This window comes from Paraglaciecola sp. (genome assembly GCF_039942875.1).
GTDB lineage: Bacteria > Pseudomonadota > Gammaproteobacteria > Enterobacterales > Alteromonadaceae > Paraglaciecola.
Genome location: NZ_JBDVBQ010000013.1, coordinates 66,800 through 84,923 on the forward strand (window position 1 = coordinate 66,800; position 18,124 = coordinate 84,923).

Consider the following 18,124-nt stretch of genomic DNA (forward strand, 5'->3'; position numbering starts at 1 on the left):
ACCGTTAAAAAGGATAAATGAATAAGGTTATTATCAACATCCCCACCAGAGCAAATCAAAACAAATCCATAGATATAAAAGTATAAATAACAATGATGGGAGTATTATGGGTAGGAGACTGAAGGCTGACAGGCCTTCTACGTAATAAAAGAATCAGCCCTAAAATACTCACTTTTGATTTATTAAAAGCGGTAACCAATCCCTAAAGCTATAACAGGGTATATTTCGAAATCAGAAATATCTTCTTCTAAATTAACAATTTCATCGGCAACGTTAGCTTGAAACTCAATGGCTTCAGGTGATGTACCATTTACATCGAATTGATATCCTGGGTAACCTACTACTTCTGCGGTACCGGCAACGTCAAGTTGAACATCTGGCTCTCCAGAAAATAGCACCCCTATTTCTAATGAAAACATAAAGCCATCTTCATAACTTTGCCCCCAGCCAAACCCCAAGTACCCCGCTGTTTCGTCCCCTAAAACGATAGCGGTATCAAGAGTCAGTGGGTCAGTGCTACTCCCGCGGTATTCCAAATCTCCAATTTCAAAAATTTCGCTGCCAGAACTAATAGCATCCCCTCGTAGCTCATTGCCATTAATGTATGCACCACCGGTAATATGGAAAACACCATCGAATGGGCGCCAATCAACCAATGCACCATAGGTAGATAGTTCGATTTCACCATTGTAATCAATATCATCTTCTTCGAATGTATCTGAATAGGTATAGCCGTTAGCTTGAAGACGAATATTCCAACTTTCATTGAAACTATAATCTAACTCTAGGCCTGGCCCCAAAGTACCGACTTTTGCAATGACAGCCAAGCCACCACCATCAGCTGATATGTCCTGAACATCATCTTGAGCAATACTCTGCTGTGTAAGTAACATAAATGGTAAACAAATTAGTCCCAAATTAAGTGTCGTTTTTAACATTGTTTTCACTGAATATTCCTTTTGCATGAATTAATAGGTGGCACTTAACCCTCTATTACTGAGAATTAATTAAGCATTTACTTTCTCACATTTTGAATCTGACCAAAGTATCTACATGGATATTGTGGTGTTGCTTGAAATACCTTAAAGAGTGTAACGAGCAATAAATTTATCTCGGTTTTTTATTTACAACTTAGAGAATTACTCATGGCTACTAGCTAACCTTTTTAAAAAGTAACTTTATTTTATCGATTTAGATATTAATAGCAGGTGGGACAATCCGTTAATTGCAGATACAAAAAAGGAGCCTTACGGCTCCTTTTAAAATTAGTTAAAAACTAATTGCTTATTCGTTACCTGATGCTTCTGGAGCAACTGGCTTTTCTAGTAAATCTTTAATGCTTAAACGAACACGATTTTGACGGTCAATTTCAACCACTTTAACGTCTAATATTTGACCTTCTTCAAGATGGTCAGATACTTTATTAACACGTTCATGAGCAATTTGTGAAATATGAACTAGGCCTTCTTTACCTGGTAAAATTTCTACAAAGGCACCAAAATCAACGATACGAGTGACTTTACCAGAGTATGTCTTACCGGCTTCAACTTCAGCGGTAACTTGCTCAATCTTAGAAATTGCAATTTCAGCTTTAGCACGTTCAGTTGCAAAAATCTTAACTGTTCCATCATCTTCAATTTCGATATTACAATCAGACTCTTCAGTGATAGCACGGATCATCGCACCACCTTTACCAATTACGTCACGAATTTTATCTTTATCTACTTTCAACGTATAAATGCGCGGAGCGAATTCAGACATTTCTTCGCGGTGGCCAGAAATAGCTTGGTCCATTACGCCTAGAATATGCAAACGAGCTTCTTTAGCTTGCTTAAGAGCTACCTGCATGATTTCTTTAGTGATACCTTCAATTTTGATATCCATTTGTAGAGCAGTAATACCACCTGTAGTACCGGCTACTTTAAAGTCCATGTCACCTAAGTGATCTTCGTCACCTAGAATGTCAGATAGAACAACGAAGTTTTCGTCATTTTTCACAAGACCCATAGCAATACCTGCTACAGACGCTTTAATTGGAACACCAGCATCCATAAGCGCAAGAGATGTACCACAAACAGAAGCCATTGAAGACGAACCATTTGATTCAGTGATTTCAGATACAACACGTACAACATAAGGGAAGTCTTTTTCAGACGGCATGACCGCTTGAATACCACGCTTAGCTAGACGACCGTGACCAATTTCACGACGCTTAGGAGACCCAACAAAACCAGTTTCACCCACGCAGTATGGAGGGAAGTTATAATGCAGCATGAAACGGCTATCTACTTTACCGTTTAAGCCATCAATCATTTGTGCATCACGCTCTGTACCTAGAGTAGCAGCAACGATTGCTTGAGTTTCACCACGAGTGAACAAAGCAGAACCGTGAGTACGAGGTAACAAACCAGTAGCCACATCAAGCGCACGGATCATCGCAGGATCACGGCCATCGATACGAGGCTGACCAGCAAGAATACGTGAACGAACAACGTCACTTTCTAATTCATGTACTAATTCAGATACTTCTTTAGCATCTTGATTTTCATCAGCAGCAACTAACTCTTCAACTGTTTTGTTAGTCAAAGCAGTGATGGCGTCTTTACGCTCCATCTTGTCAGAGATTTGGTAAGCTTCAGTAATTCCAGCTTCAGCCAATGCTTTGATTTTATCTTTAAGCTCAGTATTTTCAGCTTCTGGTTGCCAATCCCACTTAGGAGTATTCACTTCAGCTGCGAATTCATTCACAGCATTTACAACTGTTTGCATTTGCTCATGGCCATACATAACAGCTCCAAGCATCACTTCTTCAGAAAGAATGTCAGCTTCAGACTCAACCATTAATACCGCACCTTCAGTACCAGCAACCACTAAATCAAGTTGGCTGTCTTCTAACTCAGAAGTACGTGTATTTAAAATGTATTGCTCATCTTTATAGCCAACTCGCGCTGCGCCAACTGGCCCATTAAATGGCATACCAGAAACAGCTAAAGCAGCAGAAGTACCAATAAGAGAGATAATGTCTGTTGGGATTTCTGGGTTTGCAGAAACCACAGTGACAATAATTTGAACTTCGTTCATAAACCCGTCTGGGAATAAAGGACGAATTGGGCGGTCAATCAAGCGTGATGTAAGCGTTTCATATTCAGATGGACGACCTTCACGTTTAAAAAATCCGCCAGGGATTTTACCAGCAGCGTATGTACGCTCTTGGTAGTTAACAGTAAGCGGGAAGAAATCCTGCCCAGGTTTAGTATCTTTTTTACCAACAACCGATACCAATACAGATGTGTCATCCATACTTGCTAATACGGCAGCTGTAGCTTGGCGAGCAATTACGCCAGTTTCAAGAGTAACAGTATGCTGACCATACTGAAAAGATTTAGTAATAGGAGTCATTTTTTTCCTTTAAATAATTATAAACTGCCCTACTGAGGGCAATACATTTTGCTTTCTTTATATATCGCTTTTAAATGCGGCGCACATTGTATACCCAAATCCCTTAAAAATACACAAATCACGGGGAATTTTAAGTGATTTGGGTGGGCAGGTCTTTTGAGAGTTGGGTTGTATTCTTAAATAGCAATTATGGCAGTTAATTGTTGGAATAAATCCCTTTTCAAAAACCACTAGTCCCGTTAAGAGACATCAGTTTTGAAAGCATAATGCTAGTAAAGTGGTATCGTTTTATGGGAGAAAAAATATTTGCGCGGTTTACTACCGCCCATTTTTCAATGAGCGGTGTTTCTCAGCTGACAGGGGCTGTCAGAGTTAATTTACATTTGACCCAAAGTGCTTATTACAGTCGTCGCGCCTATTTAATAACATAATATTTTAATTAGCTCTTTCGATTTTCGTGTAGTCAACTTTGTTGCCTTCAGGAGAACTACCTATGTTACGTACTGTTTTATATTTTCTGTAAGCAATAAATATAGCGCAGGCAAAGAACAACCCAATCACTAATGCGCCTACCCATTGAATTTCTATAAATTCAAGTTTAAACAACAAGGTTAACAATCCAAGTAGCACAATATTAACCACAATATAATTAAATTTTCCAAAACGTTTCACAGTCATATTTAAGTTATCTGTATATAAACGGATCAGTGAGTCGAGTGAGTTAATTACAAACACTATACCAACAACAGCCATAGCAAAGTTTTTCAAGCCTTCTGTGGAAATACCAGCTTCGTGGTATTGGTAAAGTACACTAAACCAAACTGCAATAGGAATGGAGGGGAAAATTAACATAGCACCCAATAATTGATAGGTTTTTAAGCCCCCCACGAAACGTGAAGTAAACTGGCCAATCATAATGCTCCATGCGAACCACCAAAATAAATAAAACTCATGGTAGGCGTTTAACGGCAAAACAAAGTCATTGATATTGCCAAAGTAGTTCCCTATCAACGCTAAATTATCGGTGAATGCCGATAACTGACTATCGCTCCCCATAAAGGCACCAAACCACATAAAGCCAATTAATGTGATAAATAACCAAGTAGTAGAGATACTTAGAAAGCGCACGTATTTAATGTCAGTACTCGAATACACTGCAAAAAAAATGACAGCAAGTACAATTAAATAAAAGCTCGGAACAATGGACTCGCCATTGCCAACGATAGGTAAATACCAAGGTAAATTGGAGAGTAAAAGGAAGGCTGTAAAGGCACAGGTGCCAATAATGACCACATTATTGATTAATTTCACCCATAGAATATCAAAAAATTTTACCCTAGGTTCTATTACGCAAAAGTAGAAGCAGGTTACAAAGTAAAATCCCCAAATCAAAAACCCCCAATACGCAAACTCAATGGCCAGAGGGTTAGCAAAACCATATTCTGGACTGCTTTTTAAGTCGGCATAACCAGCAAACTCAGTAAGAGGAAACATAATCAAGCCAACATCTAGGCCTGAAGTAAATAAAATAGCGATAAAAGTAAAAGTTCTCACAGGAGTGACCCCTACACAGCTAATATTTCCCCACTTGAATAAAATAACCACTATCGCAATTAGGGTGAAAATAATGCCAGCATTAAGCCATAAGGTCATAATCCTCTACCCTTTAAAAAATAATAAAACGCCACGCTTTTTCCCCATGCTTGTTATATCGTATCAACAGCCTATAAACAGTTTATGGGCTACACTGCGGCCAACCTCACAGTTTCCAAGTGCTATAGGTGGCCTGGTTAAATCTTCGAAATACGTTGTTCAGATTGCCAATCATTTGCAATGACAACCTCCACTTTTGATTGAGGCAGCGTTGACTTCCCTAAAATAAGATCTGCCGCTTTTTCTGCCACCATAATAGTTGGTGCGTTTAAATTACCGTTGGGTATGGTAGGAAATATAGACGAATCTACCACTCGAAGACCCTTTAGCCCCCTGACTTGGGTGTGAGAATTAACCACAGCCATATCGTCCTCCCCCATTTTGCAAGAACATGATGGGTGATATGCACTTTCAACTGACTGACGCACAAATGCATCAATTTGCTCATCAGTTTGTATTTCTTTACCTGGCTGAATTTCATCATCACGATATTCATCAAACGCACTTTGCTCGATAATTTCACGGGTTAAACGCACGCAGGCTCTAAATCCTTCAATATCATCTTGATGTTGTAAGTAATTAAATAGAATTTTAGGTGCTACACTTGGGTCGGCAGATTGAATTGTTACTGAGCCACGACTTTTGGGCTTATTATGCCCCACATGAACTTGAAAACCATGACCAGCAAAAGCACTTCTACCGTCATAACGCATCGCTGCTGGCAGAAAATGATACTGAATATCAGGCCATTCAACCTCAGTTTTTGAGCGAATGAAAGCACAGGACTCAAAGTGATTAGTCGCACCCAGACCAGTACGGTTTAATAACCAACGAGTACCAATTAAGCCTTTAGAAATTAAACCGAGTTTGCCATTCAAGGTGATCGGTTGCTTACACTTATACTGAAAGTAGAACTCTAAGTGATCTTGCAAATTTTGCCCAACACCAGGTAGATGATGTTTCACATCAATACCGACGGCTTTCAGCGTATCCCTACTACCAATGCCTGAAAGCTGTAATAAGTGTGGAGAGCCTATCGGGCCTGCGCTTAACACTATTTCTTTATTCGCCTTAGCAGTTATTTTCCTGCCATTAACACTGTATTCAACAGCAACCGCTTGTTTACCTTCTAACACTACTTTTTCAGCTAAAGCACCAGTGACTATGGTTAAATTACTACGGGACTTAATAGGATCAAGATACTCGCGACTTGCCGAGCTGCGTACGCCATCTTTTACTGTCATATACATAGGGCCAAAGCCCTCTTGCTGCGCCGCATTGTAATCATTCGTGCTGGCATAGCCTGCTTGCTGACCTGCTTTAATAAAGGCTTTATAAAGTGGATTAGCCATTTCATTACCATTATTCACCCCTAAAGGGCCGTCACTACCATGATAACTGTCTTTACCTAGATAATAGGATTCCGCTTTCTGAAAATAGGGTAAACAAGACTGATAATCCCATCCCTCGGCACCATGTTGCTGCCACTGATCAAAATCTTTAGCATGACCACGGACGTATACCATGCCGTTTATCGACGAAGAACCACCTAACACTTTGCCCCTTGGGCAATGCATTTTGCGATTATCCAAATAGGGCTCAGCTTGTGTATGAAACTGCCAAGCGTATTTAGGAGAATTCATCGGAATAGATAAGGCTGTTGGCATTTTAATAAAAATACTTTTATCACTTCCTCCCGTTTCTAGTAATAAAACACTATTGCTGCTATCTGCAGTTAGTCGATTTGCCAATACACAACCAGCAGAGCCAGCACCAACTACAATGTAATCATACGTTTCTACAGTCATCAAAACGGGCTCTCTATATTGCCCATGCCTACGTAAATTGACTTGGTTTGCGTGTAGTGATCCAAGGTTTCAATACCATTTTCACGGCCTATACCAGACTGTTTATAACCGCCTACTGGCATTTCTGCAGGTGAATTACCATAACTGTTGATCCAACAAATACCTGCATGTAATTTATGGATAACACGGTGAGCCAGTTTAATATCCTGACTAAACACCCCAGCCGCCAAGCCCAGGTGGGTGTCGTTAGCACGTCGAATTACATCGTCTTCGTCATCAAACACTAGAACACTCATAACAGGGCCAAAAATTTCTTCTTTGACTATAGTCATGTCATCGCGGCAGTCGATAAACACAGTTGGAGCCACAAAATATCCATTAGGTGCAGATTCTGGGCTCAGGGTTTTACCACCAGTTAACAGTGTCGCGCCTTGCGCTATGCCTTTATCGATATAGCTCATGACTAAGTCTTGATGTTTTTTTGAAATTAACGCACCAAAATTCACTTTAGGATCTAAGGGATTACCAGCGATAATATTTTGTTCTGTGCGGGTTTTAAGCTCTTCAATGAATTGCTGATAGACACTTCTGTGTACATAAATTCGAGTGCAATTAGTGCAAACTTCACCTTGTGTGTAAAAATTCCCCAACATGGCAGCACTAACGGCTTGTGATAGGTCGGCATCAGCAAATACTAATAGTGGTGACTTACCACCAAGTTCCATCGTGACTTCTTTAAGGGAGCTTGCGGCACTGGCAACTACTTTTTTACCTGTACCTACCTCACCGGTAAATGATACTTTTGCAATGTCAGGGCTGTGGGTTAACCACTGACCTACTTCAGCTGCGCCCTGTACAACATTAAATACGCCGGCTGGCACGCCTGCTTCGATAAAAATTTCTGCTAATTTAATTGCGCCCAAAGGCGTTTCTTCTGAAGGCTTAAAGATAAAAGCATTTCCCGCAGCTAATGCAGGGCCTGACTTCCAGCAGGCAATTTGTAATGGGTAGTTCCAAGCTCCTATACCGGCACAAATACCTAAGGGTTCTTTGCGGGTATAATAAAAATCTTCCGCAACCATTTGCTGTTGCCCCACTTGTGAGGGAGCAAGCCCAGCATAGTATTCAATCACATCGGCACCGGTTTGCACATCTACACAATCAGCTTCTTGCAAGGGTTTACCTGTATCTAGCACCTCAATTTTTGCCAATTCATCATTGCGTGTACGGAGTAAATTCACAGCTTTTAATAAAATACGACTACGTTCAATAGGGGTCAATGTCGACCAATGAGCAAAGCCTTTTTCAGCACTTTTAATGGCTGCATTTTGAATATATTCATCAGCGACTTCGACATGATAAATCACCTCATCAGTGGCAGGGTTTTTAACCGCAAAGGTTTCGCCAGTTTGATTGCCTAGAAATCGTCCATCAATAAAATTTTGGTAAACAGGTATCGTCAATTTAAGCTCCATACTGTTTGATTAGAGTAGTCACATAGTTTTTAGCAAGATGCTCACTGTGTGCAAATTGATCTTTATCAGATTTACTTAACACAGCCCGCAACCATAATCCGTCGATCATAGCCGCGCATAGCTCAGCAGCAAGCTTGGCGTCATCGACAGCCATTAATTTTTTAAATGAACAGACTAAATTACTTAACAGTCGTTTGTTATTTACGTTCTGCAAGCGATGCAATTCAACGTCGTGCATTGATCGTGACCAAAAACTTAGCCAGGTTTTCGTGGTATGACTTAATTGCTGTAACCGTGCAAAATTCGCTTCAACAATCAGCATTAACCGTTGCTCTGGTGTCGTAGAGGGGGTAACTCGTGTAATCAACTCGTTCTTCAAACCAGTTAATAGATAACGGACAGTTGCTTCAATAAGAGCCTGTTTGCTGCCAAAATAGTGACTGATAATGCCCGATGACATTCCAGCGCGACGGGATATAAGGGTAATAGTGGCGCCACGCAGACCGACATCTGCAATAACTTCAATAGTCGCGTCGATCAACTGCTGACGACGCATTGGTTCGATTCCTATTTTCGGCATAAATTTCCTACACAGTTAGTATTTCTAATTGGGTTCAAGTAAAGACAACTTAAACCTATGTTCGTTTAAAACGCCACCCACTTCACCATAAATGCATTGGGTGATAAGTGGATCTTACTTTGCCAATTCACATCTAGCGCCCCATAATTTACGTTGTTTGTAAACTGACCAATATGATTTTTATTGGTCTGAGGTTTTTCCATTTTTATGTTAGCCGTGAAGAAGTGATTTCCCATAGTGGATAATTAAGGTCCTGATAATGATAACTAACTTCCCCCAAAAGAGTATAAGCACTGCAGCATTCACTTGATACTGCTTGATAAGCTTGAACAAGCGCTGGCTACCAGCAGAGAAGTTTGCGCAAGAACCTTAACAAGTATAGTCAGCTAGTAATTTCATACTACAACCTAGAACCTTTATCCGAGCTGTTCACGACCTGCGTTTTCAGGCTCTTGCCGGAAATATAACATAAGCTTTCTAGAGGAGTCTTTTATGGGGTATTCCTTACACGTGTCGTTAATTCCAAAACTATGAACCACTCTAGTCACGATTAATTCTGCGAGCTCTTTTAGTTTCTTAAAACTCGGCTTCACGTCCTATTTTTGAGATTTCTCTCCAAACACTTACATTTCTTGGGCGTCATCATAGAAATTAACCCCAAGCAAAACGTGAATTGGAGCTTTAGCGCAAAATACAGCGCTAAACAATAGTGTACAAATGATTAGTAATTTCAGCATGAACGATTGCTTTTTTTTGCCAAACATAAAATAGGTCACACACAATATTATTACATGTGACCTATTAAGTTATTGTTACATGACGAATTTAGCGTTGAGCGCAGCAATACGTGGTGCACCAATCCAACCTGCACTTGGCGCGATAGAACCAAGGTAATCCTCATCAAAGACATTGTTCACAGTGAAGCTAAATTCAATACTATCGATAACCCCACCAATATCATATGCTGTTTTCCCAATATAAAGATCACTAACTATGTAAGAGTCAGTTTTTTGGGTATTTGCTTGGTCTAAATAGCGCTCACCTACGTACTTAGTGCTAAAGCCAGCGTATACGTCACCTTTACTGTAATCAAAACTAATCACGGCCATGTCGTCAGCACTGCCCAACACAGTATTACCGCGGAACGCTTCGTCCGTATAGGTAGCATTGTTTCTTGTGTAAGAAACGTAAAGACCAAAATTATCATTGAAATCGTAATCAATAGAAGCTTCGATTCCGTCAGACTCAATACCACCGTCGTTAATGTATCCTCCTGCAGCAGCCTCTAAGAAATCAATGCCATCAACATCTTCATTACTCACAAAGGTTATACGGTTTTCAAATTTGATATTATAGTAAGTTACACTGGCGTTAAAACCAGGGCTTGAATAACGTAAACCAAAGTCAATATTATCCGCAGTTTCTGGTTCAACTAAACTTAAATCAGCATCGTCACGCTCTAGCACTGCATCTTTAATAGCGGCAAAGTTTTCTGCATAACCACCAAACACTTCTAGACCACGCAATGGCAAAGGAGCAACAAAACCAGCAGATAACAAGGCGTCAGAGTCTGAGGATACTTTCAAGTTATTAGCAGGGGTAAATTGATCTTCTTTAATTACCTCAACGTTAAACTTCTTTACACCTAGACGGAACTTGGCAAAACCAGCATCTATTTCATCTTCAACGTAGTACATCAAGGTCTCGACCGGGAATTCTCGGTCATACTGGACCCAGTAAGGATTGTTCTCGGCTCTGGGGCTAGATGCAGCGTCAATGGTTTTGTGCCAGTCACGGTATTCGTCACGCTGATAATCTTCATACCAGAAACCACCGCGGACAATATTTTCCATACCAGCGATAGTGGTGTGCCATGTAAAGTCACCGTTTACACCATAGCGTTTCTTGTTGTAATGCGTGTGACGATTAGAACTGACAGGCATGGCGCCTTGCTCGTAACAACCTGGATCAAGTGCTGCTCCTGCTCCACCATAAGGAAAGCCGATAGAACTGACACAACCATCAATTGGTGAAAGTGACTGGCCTGCACGGTCAACAAAATAAATTAGACCTAGGGCTTCACCGCCATATATGGTGCTAGAAGCATCGAGCTCTGAATTTGCATTACCAGCTCCGTCATCAATAACATCCACCATATAATAAGGGATCCATTTACCTACACCCTCGTTCTCGTGGTAATAGACATTGGAACTAAAGTCTACATCGCCTACAGTAAAATCTGCTTTTAGATAAGTAAATAGGTTTTCACGCTCAGTAACCCAGCCTTCACGCCATACTTGATCCTGATAAGGTATGCCAGTCCACACTTCAGTTAAACCGTCCCAATCTGGGTTCTGCTCATATTGTGCTAAACCATAGACGCGTTGATAAGTATACTCTTGGGCATCATCATAACTAATATAACCAGTTAGATTAACTTCACCAATGGTACTGATGATTTTACCTTCAGCATGATCCCTTGAGTTCGTTATTGATCCCCCCATATAGTCGTCGTTTTGCTGACTTGATATCGAAAACCAAGCAAAAGTGTCTTGAGCGATTTCACCGGTATCATAGCGAACATATACTTTTTTGGCATTGTACTCACCCAGAGTGGTACTGACTGTCAGTTCCTCATCTAATGCTGGAAGTATAGTAGTAAAATCTAGCGTACCTCCTAGAGCTTCATTTGAGCGACTGCCTATATCAGCGGTACCTTGAGATACTACTGTCCCACGTAAATTTTCGGTATCAATATAGCGGCTAGCTTTAGTTCCACCACCGTAATTTGAATTACCATTAGATATACCGTCCACAGTCATACCAATTTGCTGAGATGCTAAATTCAACTCAAAACCGCGGATTGATATACTTGTTGACCATTCATCGGAACCAAAGGGGTCACCCTCAGTAACCAATACGCCAGGCAGGTTATCAATCAATGCCAAAGCACTTGTCATCGGAGTTTGCTGTTTTTTCATTTCAGTAGAAGATGCACTATTTGCATAGGAAACACTGCGGCCAGTTACCACAATAGATTCCAATGGTTCTTGGTTTTCTTCAGTCTTGGCTTGTGGCTCTTGTTCCTCTTGAGCCATTGTTGGCAACGAGGTAATAGATATTGCAGAAAGCACGGAGAGTGCTATTAAACTTTGCTTCACGGGCACATTAGTGTTCATAGAAATTCCTGTTTAGAGTATGCGTTTATTTATGTGTGTTGGTACTAATCCTCAATACATGAGTCTAACTCGATTTCCAATTTTACATTAATTGATCGTTCAATTAATGTCAAACATTGCTAATTGACCGTTCAATTAAAAAATAAAATCGCACTCAAAAAATCAATTTATTACTTATAAATCAATATCTTAAACTAATAACTAACTAGGGTGTTTATTCAATGATAGTAGTATTACACACCTGTCTAAAAAGAAATGTATGGCCATTTTTGTTTCTTCAGGAGGCATTTCTACACGCGGCTTTTTGCACTTCAAAACAATCTAGGCCTAGGGCTTCTTAAAATTGTGAACTGTCAACCAACTTCAACCATATAGGGTTCGAGAATGCCTTGTACCCTTTGTTATCTTCTACAACTAAACTAACCCATCCTGATTTTAACGGGAGTTCAAACACCACCGATACCTTGTCGCCAGCCAATGACTTCTCAATGATCACTCCATCATTGCCAATTAACTGCACCGACTTTAGCCCATTGACTGATAGCAGTTCAAAATTGATGGATTGTGGCTGATGTTTAGCCTGTTTGACAGTGTCGCCAAACATTACATTTTGCGGATATATTATTGGTCCAAACGATACATATGAGTGACCATTTTTCATAGCTTGAGCAAAAGCTTTAGGGGTTGGTTTACTTCCAGTGTATACAAAAAGACGGTTTAGGCCGCTGGTTTGATTCCACACATCATGGGTATCAGAACCAGCAGTATAGTAATAAGGAAGGCCTTCAGACCATAGCTGACGAGCTTTCTCAACTATTACTCGATAGTCTACTACTGCATTTATTTCAAATAGATCAACGGCAGGATTAAAACCACCCACTGCGGTATGTTTCTCTAGACTACTCAAATAACCATAAGGAATGTAGGGATGGTTAGAGGCGACAACAGTTGCCCCCATAAGTCGTGCATCTTTGATGATGTTATGGATATCATCGACCCCAGGATCTACCGACATTTGTGCACCAATATCAATGGGAAAAGCATTAAAATGCCCCCACGATGGAGAGAACTCTATTGATGGTATAAAGGGTATTCCACGTTTATCCGATAGCGCTTTAATTACAGCATGATTCTTAGTTGAATCATGATCACTAACGAAAGTAACATTTAAACCCGCAGCCAGTTGCGAGCGCACCAAGTATTCTGGTGATGTAGAACCTTCTAGAACATCTGAATGATGATGTAAATCACCGGCATACCAGCCATATAGTGTTGGATAGGTAGTAACAGGTATTGCGCTGACCAATTGACTTGTTTTATTTGCAACAACGCTAACATCAAGTAATGCAGGTTTTGCTAAAAAGTTGCCTCCGGCAGATACTTTAAGCTGATAATCGCCGGGGGCTAAAGTGAATGTTGCCTGCCCAACGCGACTTAACTCAGTAAAAAACGTTTTTGCACCAAAAAACTCAATCAAGGGTTTAGTACCTTTTTCAATTTGAATTTTAGCGTCTAATGGCAATTTTTTATTCGAGTCTGTCACCTGTATACTTACTTCACCAGGAGCTAAAAGGTCGTTAAATAAAAGGTTTTGTGAGACACCATTTTTAATACTTATAGCTTGCTTTTCACTGTCTGAATAACCTTTACTGGTGGCGTATACTTGATAATCCCCAACAGGTAAATCAAGCTTATACTCGCCATGCTTACCCAATGCCCAAATGTAAGGCACGCCATCTTTAAGCACTACCAATGCAGGATCATCTACAGACTTACCTAGCTGTGTTTTCACCTCGCCTATTAATGTTCCGAAAAGCAGATCTTTACGCTCAATTTCTGCCCTAACCACGGAGGCAAGGTCGCCACTAGCAAGAACTTGATAGTCTCCTTCAAATGACATTGACTGTGATTTTTTCAGGCTATGTTTTGTATAGAGATCCCTTGATTGATATCTCAGTTCTGTCATATAAGGTGCATGCAAAGCAACCGCCCAATCAGGGCCATATCCAACAAAACGATCCGCCAACCGATTGCTCAGTAACGCCTCTGTTTTCCCAGCATAACCGGGTACAGCAAACTTAAAACCACCATCGGGCCACAATGCATAACCGGACAACAAGTCAACTAATGCTTCTCCTTCATTAGTCATTGTAGTTTTAACATGAATAAGATCAGAGCCATCTGTGAGGCTATAAACAGTACTAATGATCACCTCACCGAAATCCCGAGTAATCTTAACGACAGCCTCGTTTTTAGTATCTTTAATGATATCGAGTTTTTGATAAGTATTTGGCCAGCTTGACCAGTTGTTCGGTATGAAGTCTGCGAATGCAACACGATCATGACTTAAAGAACCATCATTTTGAACGTTAGCAATATCCACAATACAGCCTCGAGCGACCCCCCAAGGGGGCGCAGATCCTAGAGCGATAGAAAATGCCAGTTTGTCATTTCTGATGGTTAAATCTTTCTCAGAAGTAGCATTGCCCCCTGGGATGATAGTCTTGCCGAGAATAATACTGACGGCTGCATGGCTTTGTACCGAAATAACTAATACACAAGCGAACAAAATTGCACTCAAGAAAGGGAGTCTGCGGATCGGTCTTATCATTACTATTTACCTTATGCAGACAGTGTAGCCTGCTTTTTTAACAGTGCTATCAATAGATAGTTGTTTGTAATCAACCACATTACCTAGGTCTATTAAGGGCTAACCAAGAGTAATTTTACTTACAACTTCCATCTTTTATTAATTGAACGTTCAATTAAAATAAAGAATAAGATAATGAAGCTGACTATTCAAGGTTAACAAGCAGTAAAAGGTCAAAGTGTTCTGGGTATAAAGATAATAAGCTGTAATTCTACTGGTGGCAGCTCTCGGTTCAAAAGTAGAATTGATTGCAAAGTTTCACGTGCAGTTAAAATATTTGATGTGGTAGGCTTAAATTATATCGAACTCGATCTTCGAGCATTCCCATTAAGTATTGATAGTAAATTATACGAAGGTACATACGACCAATAACCAAATCCTACGGACTAACATTAATGTACATTTTTAAACTGGTATTTATAACAATTAGTATTATTTTGGTTAGTTGTGTTAACGATAATAACCAACCTAAAACGGATGATTTTTCGACACTATCAGTAAAACAGTTTGCCCAACATTATCCATCCAAAAATCCCGATGTCGCCATATTATTGAAAAAACTCCGCTCACTCACGGCTTTATCAAAATTAGATACAAACTCAAGTCAACAAGCATTAAATATAATAAGTTGGCAAATTGAAAATGGAGGCTTTGGACTTCATGAAATAGAACCTTACGAAAAGTTATGGGATGGTTCTCAACCTCGCTCTGAGTGGAGAAAAGACGGGGAGGACATAGCCAATTTTGATGATGGTGCAACCGTCTCAGAGTTGCGCTTTATAGCTGAAGTATATAGAAATATTGGCAATAAAAAGCATAAGCAAGTCATAAACAAATCTTTCCAAAAAGGTATTAAATTTATTTTAAAAGCCCAAAATATGAATGGCGGCTGGCCTCAGGTTTGGCCGGCTTACTATCCTGAGGATAACCCTAGAAATTACACTAACTATACAACATTAAACGATGGAGCAATGATAAGGAACATGGTTTTACTTTCAGATATTATTGCTAAACACCCTCCATTTGACACAGATATAGTCAAAGGAGTCAATTCAAAAGATGTACTAAGTCGTCTAAAGTTAGGCGTTAACCATCTGCTAAACGCACAAATAACCTCTCAAGGACTACGAACGATTTGGCCAGCTCAATTTGATCCTTTGACATATCAACCTAAAGCAGCTCGCTCTTTTGAATTAGCTGCCAAAACAACCAGAGAGTCTGTTGGGGTTTTATCATATTTAATGAATTGGCCAGAAAAAAACACTAAAGTAAAAGAATCCATTGATTCAGCGGTCCAATGGTATAAGAAAAACCAAATTAAAAATCTTAAACTTTTAAATGGAGATATAGTTTCAGCACAAAATAAAGTTCTTTGGTATAGATTTTACGAGTTAGATTCTGATAAACCATTTTTTACCGGCCGGGACGGTATCAAGCGTTATCAACTATCAAAGATTGAGGAAGAAAGACGTAAAGGCTATGGCTGGGCAGGAAATTGGGCTAAACCTATACTCAGAGCTACTCAACCCTAAAGCTTTTTAATACCCTCACTAGAATGAAATGGCAAGGCTAACTGCTTCCACAAAGACAAGCTTTTGCCAGTACCATTTCCTACCTCTGTAATGTGTTCATTTTTAGCAAAAGTACCAAATATTCTATCCCATAGAATGATAGTACAGCCGTAATTGCAGTTACTTTCCGCATACTCAAGAGAATGATGAACTCTATGGAATTCAGGTGTAGTAAAAACCCAACCAAAAATGCCAGAAGTTAAAGGTAAATTAGCATGGTTAATATGAGTCGATATCATTCTAAAGACCAAAATCACCGCAATGACATTAGGGCTAGCGTCCATAAAAGCCAACACTGTCACTGCGCCTAAATTCAGAGCAATAAACTCTAAAGGATGCGTACGGTCTGTACGGGCTGCGCTCATTTTTGTTACATGATGATGTGTACCATGCATTCGCCACAAAAACATATATCTATGCTGCAAGCGATGCAACCAATACCCAATAAACTCTATAGCTAAAGTACCAATTAGGGCCATCACTAAGGTTCCGATAACCGAATAAGCTTGTAACTTAATAGGGAAACTAACCCAATCACCTAACTCTCTGAATATCATATGAATAGGTGCATCATAATAAGTTGCAAACAAAGGAAGCCAAATAAGGTAGGTTCCAAACAACCAAAAAGTATCTGTGGCTAAGTCTTTCCAATTAAGCAACCACTCTTTACGTTTTGGTATCAACCTTTCTAATATGAGTAACGTAGGAACCGGAATTAAAATGAAAACCGACACTAATAAATTTGGATTGATCCAACCATAAGTATAACTACTTGCGGTTAAAACAAGGCAACAAAAGACAAATAATGGTTGTGGGAGCGACCATAAAAAATCATGTTTATTAAAAACTTTCATAAATGCCCCTCCTCTATGTTAGCGCCAATACTGATATGATTTAACAGATAGGGTTAGCAACAAGACCACTCTAAACTTAATACCCTTTCTAACAAAATCATATTCTATATCAAAAGGTTTAACCTTCAAGGCTGCCTTAAACAAGTAAACAAAGTACAATACATGCGAATAATTTTTCAGTTTACAATATCAATACTCCCTAAGACTGAGTAAAACTCCGATATAGACAGGCCTAGAATGCAGCTCATAAAAATCAACAAGACACGTTATCGCAAGCACTTGAATATCGTCATAGCAGGATGTGCAGCTGGATTAATTATTGGTAGCCTAGGTATCTCTCAGCTACTTATTGCATTATTTCCAGATGCTAGTGGTAGTCATTTTCACTGGAATCTACTTGGGGTATTAATCAGCGGTGTCATCATTGCTTGGTTACTCAATCGATATCGTAAGCATAATTTCATGATTGAAGTTGTGTATGTTTGGGAGCTTAAACAAGCACTCAATAAAATAAACAGAAAGATGTTAAAGCTAAAGTCGGCAGCGTCTGAAGGTAATATAGATGCGTTACTTGCCATGCAATATAGTTATGCAGGCTCACGTTTATTATGGGAATTAGACGACAACACCATTGTTATGGAAGAGCTCGCATTAGCTCAAGCAGAACTGGATAAATTGGCCAAGCAGTACCAAATCAACCTAGATATCAGTAACTACAGTGATGTTATCTTAAAACAGTTTTAGGCTGTTTATAAATTATTAACAATGAAAAAGGAAGGTATCTATGAATCGTCGTAAAAAAGGCAATCAAATTCTCAAAGCAAGAGCCAAAAAAGCCAAGGCAAAACTCGCCCCTAAGAACAAATCTAAATACATAAGTAAAGCAGACCGTGCCGAGTTAATAGCAGAAACTATAGACCCCGTTCAACCAATATCAGACGCCTAAAACAAGTGC

13 protein-coding genes are annotated in these 18,124 nt (G+C 39.7%); 3 read left to right on the plus strand and 10 right to left on the minus strand.

The window, feature by feature from the left end:
* Positions 1-182: 182 nt before the first annotated feature.
* From ABJE44_RS03815 to ABJE44_RS03855, 9 genes are all read right to left on the minus strand, one after another.
* On the minus strand, positions 183-938 hold the full coding sequence (locus tag ABJE44_RS03815) for a hypothetical protein (RefSeq protein ID WP_348110092.1): 756 nt from the start codon (positions 936-938) through the stop codon (positions 183-185).
* A gap of 346 nt (positions 939-1,284) precedes the next feature.
* Entirely contained in the window at positions 1,285-3,399 is a 2,115-nt protein-coding gene (gene pnp / locus ABJE44_RS03820) for a polyribonucleotide nucleotidyltransferase (RefSeq protein ID WP_348110062.1), read from the minus strand.
* Between the two features lie 435 nt (positions 3,400-3,834).
* Positions 3,835-5,052: a BCCT family transporter gene (locus ABJE44_RS03825; RefSeq protein ID WP_348110063.1), complete on the minus strand. Its 1,218-nt coding sequence runs from the start codon at positions 5,050-5,052 to the stop codon at positions 3,835-3,837.
* A 137-nt stretch (positions 5,053-5,189) separates the two neighbouring features.
* Positions 5,190-6,860, minus strand: a complete 1,671-nt coding sequence (gene betA, locus ABJE44_RS03830; RefSeq protein WP_348110064.1) for a choline dehydrogenase — start codon at positions 6,858-6,860, stop codon at positions 5,190-5,192.
* Positions 6,860-8,323, minus strand: a complete 1,464-nt coding sequence (gene betB, locus ABJE44_RS03835; protein WP_348110065.1) for a betaine-aldehyde dehydrogenase — start codon at positions 8,321-8,323, stop codon at positions 6,860-6,862. Before betB ends, betA begins: the two co-directional genes overlap by 1 nt.
* A 1-nt stretch (position 8,324) precedes the next feature.
* A complete protein-coding gene (betI, locus tag ABJE44_RS03840) occupies positions 8,325-8,915 on the minus strand; it encodes a transcriptional regulator BetI (protein ID WP_348110066.1) in 591 nt (196 codons plus the stop codon).
* Positions 8,916-8,980: 65 nt separating this feature from the next.
* A complete protein-coding gene (locus ABJE44_RS03845; protein WP_348110067.1) occupies positions 8,981-9,118 on the minus strand; it encodes a hypothetical protein in 138 nt (45 codons plus the stop codon).
* A gap of 609 nt (positions 9,119-9,727) precedes the next feature.
* Positions 9,728-12,094 carry a TonB-dependent receptor gene (locus tag ABJE44_RS03850; protein WP_348110068.1) on the minus strand — a complete coding sequence of 789 codons (2,367 nt, stop codon included), beginning with the start codon at positions 12,092-12,094 and terminating at the stop codon, positions 9,728-9,730.
* Positions 12,095-12,431: 337 nt separating this feature from the next.
* A complete protein-coding gene (locus ABJE44_RS03855) occupies positions 12,432-14,705 on the minus strand; it encodes a CehA/McbA family metallohydrolase (RefSeq protein WP_348110069.1) in 2,274 nt (757 codons plus the stop codon).
* 434 nt (positions 14,706-15,139) lie between these two features.
* Between ABJE44_RS03855 and pelA the strand changes: the two genes are divergently transcribed.
* Positions 15,140-16,276 carry a pectate lyase gene (gene pelA / locus ABJE44_RS03860; RefSeq protein WP_348110070.1) on the plus strand — a complete coding sequence of 379 codons (1,137 nt, stop codon included), beginning with the start codon at positions 15,140-15,142 and terminating at the stop codon, positions 16,274-16,276.
* Here the strand turns inward: pelA and ABJE44_RS03865 are convergent.
* Complete coding sequence (locus ABJE44_RS03865) at positions 16,273-17,169, minus strand: sterol desaturase family protein (RefSeq protein ID WP_348110071.1); 897 nt, start codon at positions 17,167-17,169, stop codon at positions 16,273-16,275. The two genes, pelA and ABJE44_RS03865, sit on opposite strands and share 4 nt — an antisense overlap.
* A gap of 237 nt (positions 17,170-17,406) precedes the next feature.
* Between ABJE44_RS03865 and ABJE44_RS03870 the strand changes: the two genes are divergently transcribed.
* Together ABJE44_RS03870 and ABJE44_RS03875 are read left to right on the plus strand one after the other, a co-directional pair.
* The gene (locus tag ABJE44_RS03870; protein WP_348110072.1) at positions 17,407-17,913 is read left to right on the plus strand and encodes a DUF3087 domain-containing protein; all 507 of its coding nucleotides are present in this window, start codon (positions 17,407-17,409) and stop codon (positions 17,911-17,913) included.
* A gap of 40 nt (positions 17,914-17,953) precedes the next feature.
* A complete protein-coding gene (locus ABJE44_RS03875) occupies positions 17,954-18,115 on the plus strand; it encodes a DUF2986 domain-containing protein (RefSeq protein WP_348110073.1) in 162 nt (53 codons plus the stop codon).
* Positions 18,116-18,124: the final 9 nt, after the last annotated feature.

Excerpts from the sequence above, each read along its gene's own strand:
- ABJE44_RS03815 (WP_348110092.1), bottom strand. The coding sequence starts at position 938 with ATGTTAAAAACGACACTTAATTTGGGACTAATTTGTTTACCATTTATG.
- pnp (WP_348110062.1), bottom strand. The coding sequence starts at position 3,399 with ATGACTCCTATTACTAAATCTTTTCAGTATGGTCAGCATACTGTTACT.
- ABJE44_RS03825 (WP_348110063.1), bottom strand. The coding sequence starts at position 5,052 with ATGACCTTATGGCTTAATGCTGGCATTATTTTCACCCTAATTGCGATA.
- betA (WP_348110064.1), bottom strand. The coding sequence starts at position 6,860 with ATGACTGTAGAAACGTATGATTACATTGTAGTTGGTGCTGGCTCTGCT.
- betI (WP_348110066.1), bottom strand. The coding sequence starts at position 8,915 with ATGCCGAAAATAGGAATCGAACCAATGCGTCGTCAGCAGTTGATCGAC.
- ABJE44_RS03845 (WP_348110067.1), bottom strand. The coding sequence starts at position 9,118 with ATGGAAAAACCTCAGACCAATAAAAATCATATTGGTCAGTTTACAAAC.
- ABJE44_RS03850 (WP_348110068.1), bottom strand. The coding sequence starts at position 12,094 with ATGAACACTAATGTGCCCGTGAAGCAAAGTTTAATAGCACTCTCCGTG.
- ABJE44_RS03855 (WP_348110069.1), bottom strand. The coding sequence starts at position 14,705 with ATGATAAGACCGATCCGCAGACTCCCTTTCTTGAGTGCAATTTTGTTC.
- pelA (WP_348110070.1), top strand. The coding sequence starts at position 15,140 with ATGTACATTTTTAAACTGGTATTTATAACAATTAGTATTATTTTGGTT.
- ABJE44_RS03865 (WP_348110071.1), bottom strand. The coding sequence starts at position 17,169 with ATGAAAGTTTTTAATAAACATGATTTTTTATGGTCGCTCCCACAACCA.
- ABJE44_RS03870 (WP_348110072.1), top strand. The coding sequence starts at position 17,407 with ATGCAGCTCATAAAAATCAACAAGACACGTTATCGCAAGCACTTGAAT.
- ABJE44_RS03875 (WP_348110073.1), top strand. The coding sequence starts at position 17,954 with ATGAATCGTCGTAAAAAAGGCAATCAAATTCTCAAAGCAAGAGCCAAA.